The 1,242-nt window shown below is 52.6% G+C and carries 2 protein-coding genes; both read left to right on the top strand.

Annotated elements, in window-relative coordinates:
* The first annotated feature begins 65 nt into the window (after positions 1–65).
* Complete coding sequence (locus HNQ83_RS31420) at positions 66–371, top strand: IS3 family transposase (protein WP_060738273.1); 306 nt, start codon at positions 66–68, stop codon at positions 369–371.
* A complete protein-coding gene (locus HNQ83_RS30970; RefSeq protein ID WP_256669360.1) occupies positions 368–1,204 on the top strand; it encodes an IS3 family transposase in 837 nt (278 codons plus the stop codon). Before HNQ83_RS31420 ends, HNQ83_RS30970 begins: the two co-directional genes overlap by 4 nt.
* Positions 1,205–1,242: the final 38 nt, after the last annotated feature.

Below are 1,242 nucleotides of genomic sequence, written 5' to 3'. Positions count from 1 at the left end.
TGAACTGGCCTAATAATTCCGGACACCTCTTAAGGGCGATATGATTTCGCCAACTTGGAGGTTCCATGAACGAAAGAAAGGTCTATACCCGCGAGTTCAAGCTGCATGCTGCCAGCATGGTGCTTGATGATAACTGCCCGGTTCCAGAGGTTTGTGCATCGCTAGATATTGGGCCCACCGCTTTACGGCGGTGGGTCGATCAGGTTCGTAAGGAACGCGAGGGCCAGCCAGTTAAAGGCACCAAGGCGATCACCGATGATCAGCGCCAGATTCAGGAGCTAAAAGCCAAGATCAAGCGCATGGAGATGGAAGCCGAGATCCTAAAAAAGGCTACCGCTCTCTTGATGTCGGATCCCGATCGTTTTCGATGATCGCAGAGCTAAGAGAGTCATTCCCGACGGCCGTGGTGTGCTGTGTTTTCGGTGTGAAGCGCAGCAGCTTTTATGAGTGGATTCAGCGGCGGTCCAAGCCGCGGATCAGGCGTGAAGAACTCAAGTCGAAAGTGGTTGAGTTACACAGTGAAAGCCGCGAAGCGATGGGCTCCAGGGCGATCAGCAAGGCTCTGAAGTCGAAGAAAATAACTGCGGGAAGAAGTCTTGTCAGAGCATTGATGAGAGAGGCCAACATTGTCAGCAAACAGCGTCAGCCGCATCCGTTTAGATCCAAAGGTGTAGAAGCATTTGTCGCGCCCAATCGGCTCAAGCGCAATTTCAAACCGACGGCGATCGATCAGGTTTGGTGTGGCGACGTGACCAGTCTGATGGTGGGCAAACGCTGGATTCATCTGGCCATCGTGATCGATTTGTATGCTCGCAGGGTCATTGGTTGGGCTTTTTCTCTGGTCAATGATGCCAACCTGGTCAGTAAAGCGCTGCGCATGGCAACGGCGGTGCGAACGTGTCCTACTGAGTTGATGTTTCACTCAGATCAGGGATGTCAGTACACCAGTCGCAAGTTTCAAGAGGAACTGGTGCACCACGGCATTTTGCAAAGCATGAGTCATCGTGGACAGTGCTGGGATAATGCGCCGACGGAGCGTTTTTTCGGCACACTGAAGTCAGAGTGGGTGCCTCGTAACGGCTACAGCCTGATCGAGGAGGCAAAAACGGACATGGTTCGTTTCTTCATGTACTACAACCGCACTCGGCTCCACAGCTACAACAACTACCTGTCGCCAATAGCGATGGAGCAAAAAGCGGCATAAGCACCGTAAACGGTGTCCGGGATTACTTGACCAGTTCA

This window comes from Pseudomonas sp. C2B4 (assembly GCF_013359695.1).
In the GTDB taxonomy this organism is placed as follows: domain Bacteria; phylum Pseudomonadota; class Gammaproteobacteria; order Pseudomonadales; family Pseudomonadaceae; genus Aquipseudomonas.
Note: the sequence above shows the minus strand (reverse complement) of the source record. Positions and strands in the feature narration are given on the sequence as shown.

Coding starts and splice junctions, on each gene's coding strand:
- HNQ83_RS31420 (WP_060738273.1), top strand. CDS start 66: ATGAACGAAAGAAAGGTCTATACCCGCGAGTTCAAGCTGCATGCTGCC.
- HNQ83_RS30970 (WP_256669360.1), top strand. CDS start 368: ATGATCGCAGAGCTAAGAGAGTCATTCCCGACGGCCGTGGTGTGCTGT.